This window comes from Streptomyces sp. McG3, from assembly GCF_018619185.1.
Taxonomy (GTDB): Bacteria; Actinomycetota; Actinomycetes; order Streptomycetales; family Streptomycetaceae; genus Streptomyces.
Genome location: NZ_JAAXYC010000385.1, coordinates 1 through 6,353, shown reverse-complemented (window position 1 = coordinate 6,353; position 6,353 = coordinate 1). Strand labels below are relative to the sequence as shown.

The 6,353-nt window shown below is 73.7% G+C and carries 6 protein-coding genes and 1 pseudogene; 6 read left to right on the top strand and 1 reads right to left on the bottom strand.

Annotated elements, in window-relative coordinates:
- Window positions 1–16 precede the first annotated feature (16 nt).
- From HET64_RS34920 to lnt, 4 genes are all read left to right on the top strand, one after another.
- Window positions 17–1,084 carry a ferric reductase-like transmembrane domain-containing protein gene (locus tag HET64_RS34920; protein ID WP_215111261.1) on the top strand — a complete coding sequence of 356 codons (1,068 nt, stop codon included), beginning with the start codon at window positions 17–19 and terminating at the stop codon, window positions 1,082–1,084.
- 80 nt (window positions 1,085–1,164) lie between these two features.
- Entirely contained in the window at window positions 1,165–2,034 is an 870-nt protein-coding gene (locus HET64_RS34915) for a universal stress protein (protein ID WP_215111260.1), read from the top strand.
- 112 nt (window positions 2,035–2,146) lie between these two features.
- A complete protein-coding gene (locus HET64_RS34910; RefSeq protein WP_215111259.1) occupies window positions 2,147–2,656 on the top strand; it encodes a nuclear transport factor 2 family protein in 510 nt (169 codons plus the stop codon).
- 169 nt (window positions 2,657–2,825) lie between these two features.
- Window positions 2,826–4,538, top strand: a complete 1,713-nt coding sequence (gene lnt / locus HET64_RS34905) for an apolipoprotein N-acyltransferase (protein WP_215111258.1) — start codon at window positions 2,826–2,828, stop codon at window positions 4,536–4,538.
- Here the strand turns inward: lnt and HET64_RS34900 are convergent.
- Window positions 4,462–5,367 carry a Gfo/Idh/MocA family protein gene (locus HET64_RS34900; protein ID WP_215111257.1) on the bottom strand — a complete coding sequence of 302 codons (906 nt, stop codon included), beginning with the start codon at window positions 5,365–5,367 and terminating at the stop codon, window positions 4,462–4,464. The genes lnt and HET64_RS34900 overlap by 77 nt on opposite strands.
- A 144-nt stretch (window positions 5,368–5,511) precedes the next feature.
- On the opposite strand from HET64_RS34900, the gene HET64_RS34895 reads away from it, so the two are divergent.
- Window positions 5,512–6,033, top strand: coding sequence for a DinB family protein (locus tag HET64_RS34895; RefSeq protein ID WP_215111256.1), 522 nt, complete (start codon window positions 5,512–5,514; stop codon window positions 6,031–6,033).
- A gap of 138 nt (window positions 6,034–6,171) precedes the next feature.
- Window positions 6,172–6,353 (top strand): annotated as a pseudogene (locus tag HET64_RS34890) (hypothetical protein); the annotation flags it as partial.

Genomic DNA, 6,353 nt, shown 5'->3' with positions numbered 1-6,353 from the left:
GCCCCGAAGAGGCCGCATGACGAACCAACCCCCCACCCCTGAACCGGCAGCGGCCGCCGAGACGCCCGGAAGTACCGCGCCGGCCACCGAGGCCGGACCCGGAACCGTGGCCGCGGCCACCGAAAGCACCGCACCGGACGACGGCCGGGTCCCCGCCCCCCGGCGGCCGGGAGAGCCGAGACGGCCGACGCTCCGCTCCGACCTGCGGGCCTCGTGGCCCGACGGCCTGGTGGCGCTCCTCATCACCGCGGCGATCTTCGTCCTGCTCTACATACGCATCCGCAACAAGACCTCGTCCACGGTCACCGTGATGCCGTTCATGGCCGACGCGGGCGGCTTCTGGATGTACTTCCTCAGCCAGGCGTTCGGCTGGTCCGCCCTGCTCTGGGCCTGGGGAACGGTCGTCCTCGGGCTGATGCTGTCCGGGCCGCGGCCGGGCCGGCTGCCGCTGTCGGGCCCCCGGCTGGAACGCCTGCACCGCACCACGAGCCTCAACACCATCGCCCTGATCGCGGCCCACGCCCTGCTGTTCGGGGCCGAACTGGTCCGGCACGACACCGCGTCCTGGAACTCCGCGGTCGCCACCGCCTTCGTGGAGGCCCTCGTCCCCGGCGGCTACGACTCGGGGACCGGCAAGATCGCCATCCCCATCGGCCAGGCGGCCCTGTACCTCGCGATCCCCCTCGGCCTGATCTTCTACGTACGCCACCGCATCGGCCAGAAGACCTGGCGAATCCTGCACCGCTGCGTGATCGTCGTCTACGTCCTCAGCGTCTGGCACACCCTGCTGTACGGGACCAACGTCTGGTACGACGGCTGGTTCCGCACGAGTGTCTGGCTGCTCCAGCTCCCGATCGCCGCGCTGCTGCTCCTGCGCCTGATGCGGCCCGCCCGTCGCTCCGAGAAGCTGCCCGGCCGGCCGGGGGCGACCGCCGGGGCCCGCACCGGGTGGGCCCTGCGCGTGGGTGGCCGGCTCGTCGTGGTGGCGATCCTGGCGGCTCTCGTCGCCGTCGTGGCCAGCGGCAGCGACGGCGGGCGCAGCACACCCCCCAAGGACACCACCTCCACCCACAACCACGACTGAGAGGCCGTCCGCCACCGTGCGTGCGCGCCGTCCGCCACCACAGGTGAGAGGCGTCCGACCGGCGACGTACGCTCGGAGGCATGACCACCAACGATCTTCCCGTGATCGCCGCAGTCGACGGCTCCACGCACAGTCGGCAGGCGCTCGACTGGGCCACCCACGAAGCCGTGCGGCGGGGGCTGCCCCTGCTGATCGTCCACGTCCGCCCGCTCACCCGGCAGGTCGACGAGGAGACCGGGCGGCGCGAGGCGGAGGCCCTGCTGGCCGAGTCCGTGCGCCGGAGCGCCCTCATCGCTCCGGAACTGCGCCCCTCGACGCTGGCCCCGTTGGACTACCCGTCGGCGGCCCTGGTCTCGCTCGGCCGCGACGCGTCCATGATCGTGGTCGGCTCGCGCGGGCTCGGCGGCTTCCGCTCGCTGATGGTCGGTTCCAACAGCCTGGCCACCGCGTCGATGGCGAGCTGTCCCGTCGTGGTCGTGCAGGAGGACCGCCCGGAGGGGGACGAGAGCCGTCCCGGGGACGCGGGGGCCTTCACCGACATCGTGGCGGGGGTCGCAGCCGACGAGAGCAGCGAGGCGGTGCTGGAGTTCGCCTTCGCCACCGCGGCTTCCCGGCCGGGCGCCCGGCTGCGGATCGTGCACGGCTGGACGATGTTCTCCTCGATGCTCGCGGGCGGCCCCGTCCTGGACCGGCAGGAGGCGGCGGGCTCGGCCGCGCGGACCCTGGCCGAGCTGACTTCGGGGTGGCACGAGAAGTACCCGCGGGTGGAGATCGTCCGGGAGCCGGTCAACGGTTCGGCCTCGCGCACCCTGGTGACCGCGTCGGCGACGGCGGCCCTGACGGTGATCGGCCGTCGCAAGGGCGGCGAGTCCCTCGGGCTGGGGCTGTCCCCGGTGGCGCAGACGGCGGTCACGCACGCGCTGGGACCGGTCGCCGTCGTGCCCTGTTGAGCCGATTCCCCCGCTCTGCCGAGCCGTTCTCCCACGCCCCGACGGGTCGCCGGACGCGGCCCGTCGGTGCGGGCCCCTTGGCCTGACGGGCGGCTTGACCGAGACTTGCCCGATGACACAGCGTGTGGCACTCGCGACCGTGCTGGACCGGCTTGCCATCGATGCGGTGATCACCGGGTACGCGGTGGCCGTCGACGACGGGGCCTGGTCGGACTACGGCGCCCTGTTCACCCCGGACGGCCGCGCGGACTACCGGGGCGCCGGGGGTGTGGAGGGCCCGGCCGACGAGATCGCCCGGTGGCTGGAGGAGACCATGCGCCTCTTCCCCGTACGTCAGCACCTCATCGTCAACCGCCGGATCGACCTGGAGGACCTGGGCGGCTACACGGGCGACCGGGCCGAGGTACGGGCCGACTACCTCAATCCGATGTGCCTGGCCCCGAAAAGAGCGGCGGACGAGGTGGACACACCGGGCCGGGCGGATTCCGGGCAGTTGGGGGTTGCCACGCCCGACTTCGTGACCGGCGGCCGCTACACCTTCGAGCTGCACCGCGCCGAACCGGGCTGGCTGATCCGTACGGTCACCGTCCATGAGAAGTGGCGCCGGGCGCCGGGCGCGTAGGCCCCGCCGTCGCGCTGCCGTCGCCGCCCGAAGGGCGCCGGGCCCGCCCGTCGTGCCCCGCTCGGCCCGCGTCCTGTGTCCGGCGGGGAGCACCTCCCCCACACTGGGTATCCAGGGGTTGACGCGGTGACGGCGACCACCCGCCACGCACGACCGAGGAGGGCACGGCATGCGAATCCGGGGCGGGCGTCTCCCGGTCGGCCGGAACGCGGCGGGCTCGCCCGGCGAAGGCACGTCCGGCGAGGGCGCGGCTGCTGACGGCGCCTCCGGTGTTGGTCCGGAGGCCGGTGGCCGGGGCTCCGCCGGCGCGGGGGTGCTCTCGTCCCCCTGGGCCCGGGGCGCGGCGGCGCTGCTCGCCGGGGCGCTGCCCGCGCTCGCCTTTCCCGCGCCCGGACTCTGGTGGTTCGCCTATGTGGCGCTGGTCCCCTGGCTGCTGCTGATCCGCACCGCGCGCTCGCCCCGCAGGGCCGCGCTGGACGGCTGGATCGGCGGCATCGGCTTCGTCATCGCGGTGCACCACTGGCTGATGCCGAGCCTCCACGTCTTCATCGTGCTGCTGGCCGCCCTGCTGGGGCTGCTCTGGGCGCCCTGGGGGCTGCTGGTGTCCCGGCTGCTCGGCGGGTCCCCGTCCGCGTCGCGTGCCGTCGCCGCCGTGGTCGTCGTGCCCTCCGGGTGGCTGATGATCGAGCTGGTCCGGTCCTGGGAGGGGCTCGGCGGGCCCTGGGGGCTCCTCGGCGCGAGTCAGTGGGAGGTCGCCCCCGCCCTGCGGGTCGCCTCGGTGGGCGGGGTGTGGCTGGTGAGCCTGCTGGTGCTCGCGGTGAACACCGGCGCGGCCCTGCTGTTCGCCGACCGCGCCGCCCGTACGACCGCCGGCGTCCTGCTGGTGGTGTGCGCCCTGTCCGTCGCGGCGACGTGGGTTTGGGCACCGCGGCCCACGGACACCGGCACGGTCAGGATCGCCGTCGTGCAGCCGGGCGTCGTGGAGGGACCGGGAAGCGTCGCGCGCCGCTTCGACCGGGGCGAGGAGCTGACCCGTTCGCTGCGGGGCCGGAACGTGGACCTGGTGGTGTGGGGCGAGAGCAGCATCGGGGCGGGCGCCTGGGAGCGTCCGGAGACCGCGCGGCGGCTGGCCGACCTGTCCCGGCGGGTCGGCGCGGATCTGCTGGTCAATGTGGACGCCCGGCAGACGGACGGCTCGGGGCGGTCGGGGATCTTCAAGTCGGCGGTGCTCGTGGGTCCCGACGGGCCGACCGGGGACCGCTACGACAAGATGCGTCTGGTCCCGTTCGGCGAGTACGTCCCGGCCCGCTCCCTGCTGGGGTGGGCGACCTCCGTGGGCAAGGCGGCGGGCGAGGACCGGCTGCGCGGCGACCGCCAGGTGGTGATGACCCTGCCGGACGGGGCGCGGGGACTGCGGATCGGTCCCCTGGTCTGCTTCGAGACGGCGTTCCCCGACATGAGCCGCAGGCTGGTGCGCGACGGGGCACAGGTGATCGTCGCCCAGTCCGCCACCTCGACGTTCCAGGACAGTTGGGCCCCGGCCCAGCACGCCTCACTGGGGGCGCTGCGGGCCGCCGAGAACGGCCGCCCGATGGTCCACGCCACCCTGACCGGGATCAGTGCGGTGTACGGGCCCCGGGGGGAACGGGTGGGCCGCCCGCTCGGCACGGACGCGAGCGCGACGGAGGTGTTCGACCTGCCGCTGGCGGGCGGAAGCACGCTCTACGGCCGGCTCGGCGACTGGCCGGTGTACGGGGCGCTGGCGGCGCTGGCCGTGCTGTGCGCCGTCGAGGGGCTGCGGGCGCTCAGGAGGCCTGCTCCAGGGCCTCCCGGACCACCCGCTCGCACAGCTCATGGGTCGCCAGGGCGTCCCGGGCACTGAGCGTCTCGCCCCGGCGCACCACGTCGAGGAAGGTGTGCACACAGGCTTCGATGCCGCGCTGCCGGGCCACGGGGACCCAGTCGCCGCGCCGCCGCACGCTCGGCTGCCCCTTGTGGTCGACGATGTCCGCGAGGTTGAGGACCTGTCGCTTGGAGTCCTGGCCGGAGACCTCCAGGATCTCCTCGGTCGACCCGTTCAGCCGGTTCATCATGCCGATCGCGGTGAATCCGTCGCCGGACAGCTGGAGCACCACGTGGTGCATCAGGCCGTCCACGATCCGGGCCCGCACGGTGGTGTGGTCGACGGTGCCCGGGACCAGGAAGCGCAGGGTGTCGACGACGTGGATGAAGTCGTCGAGGATCATCGACCGGGGGTCCTCGGGCAGTCCGACCCGGTTCTTCTGCAGGAGGATCAGCTCGCGCGGGTGCTCCGCGCACTGCGCGTAGCCCGGGGCGAGGCGGCGGTTGAAGCCGACGGCGAGGCCGACGCCGCGTTCCTCGGCGAGGTTCACCAGCCGCTCGGAGTCGGCGTACTCATAGGCGATCGGCTTGTCGACATAGGTGGCGACGCCGGCTTCGAGGAGCCGTTCCACGATCTGCGGGTGCACGGCGGTCGGGGCGTGCACGAACGCCGCGTCCAGCCCGGCGGCGAGGAGGGAGTCCAGGGTCGTGTGACGGGCGTCGGCCGGAACGCGGTGGGTGTCGCCGACCGCGTGGAGCGTGGCGGGGGTGCGGGTCTGCAGATGGAGTTCGACCCCGGGTACGGCGCTGAGCACCGGCAGGTACGCCTTCTGCGCGATGTCGCCGAGCCCGATGCAACCGATCTTCACGAGGTCTCCCTGTCGCTGTGCCGAGCCGCTGTGCGCGGCTGTTCGCGCCCCGGCAGCATACGTCGCCCCCGTCGTCGGCCCGCGCTCCGGTTCCGCTCACGAAACCCCTGGCCAGGGGCATGATCATGGGTGACGATGGGCCCCATGACTTCTTCCGGGAACCCTGAGCGCTCCGAGCCGGCCTTCGACGCCGCCGAACGCCCCATGCTGGAGGGCTGGCTCGACTTCCACCGCGAGACGCTCGCCATGAAGTGCGCCGGTCTGACGGACGCGCAGCTGCGCGAGGCGTCCGTCCCGCCCTCCGCGTTGACCCTGCTCGGCCTCGTACAGCATCTGGCCGAGGTGGAGCGCTACTGGTTCCGCGAGATCCTGGAGGGCGCTGAGCTGCCGGACCTCTACTCCACCGAGGAGGATCCGGACGCGGACTTCACGGTGACGGAGTCCACCACCTGGGCCGGGACGGAGTCCGTCTGGCGGGCGGAGATCGCGGCGGCACGCGAGAGCGCCGCCGCGTGTCGCCTGGACGACCTCTCCCAGGGCGTCGGCTCGTCCGGCGAGCCGTTCAGCCTCCGCTGGATCTATATGCACATGATCGAGGAGTACGCCCAGCACAACGGCCACGCCGACCTGGTGCGCGAGCGCGTCGACGGTGCGACCGGCAAGTGAACGCACCGGCGCACGGCCCGGCTCGGCGCCGAAGGACCGCCGCCGCCTCGGGGGCGCGCCGCTGACCGGGTCACTCGTGCGGGCCATTCCGCGCCCACCGGGCCCCGGGCGGGCGGGCCGCACCGCAGAGTTACCCAGGTGCAGAGAACCAGAATCGCCGCGAAACTCCTGGTCGGGCTGACGGTCACGGCCGTCTCCGGCTGCGTCTCGGTGGAGCCCCGGGCCGTTCCCCCGGCGTATCCCGGCGCCACCGGGCCGCCCCAGGACGTGGCCCCGCAGATCGTGCAGCCACCCGCCCGTGAGGCGTTGGAGGCCGTGCC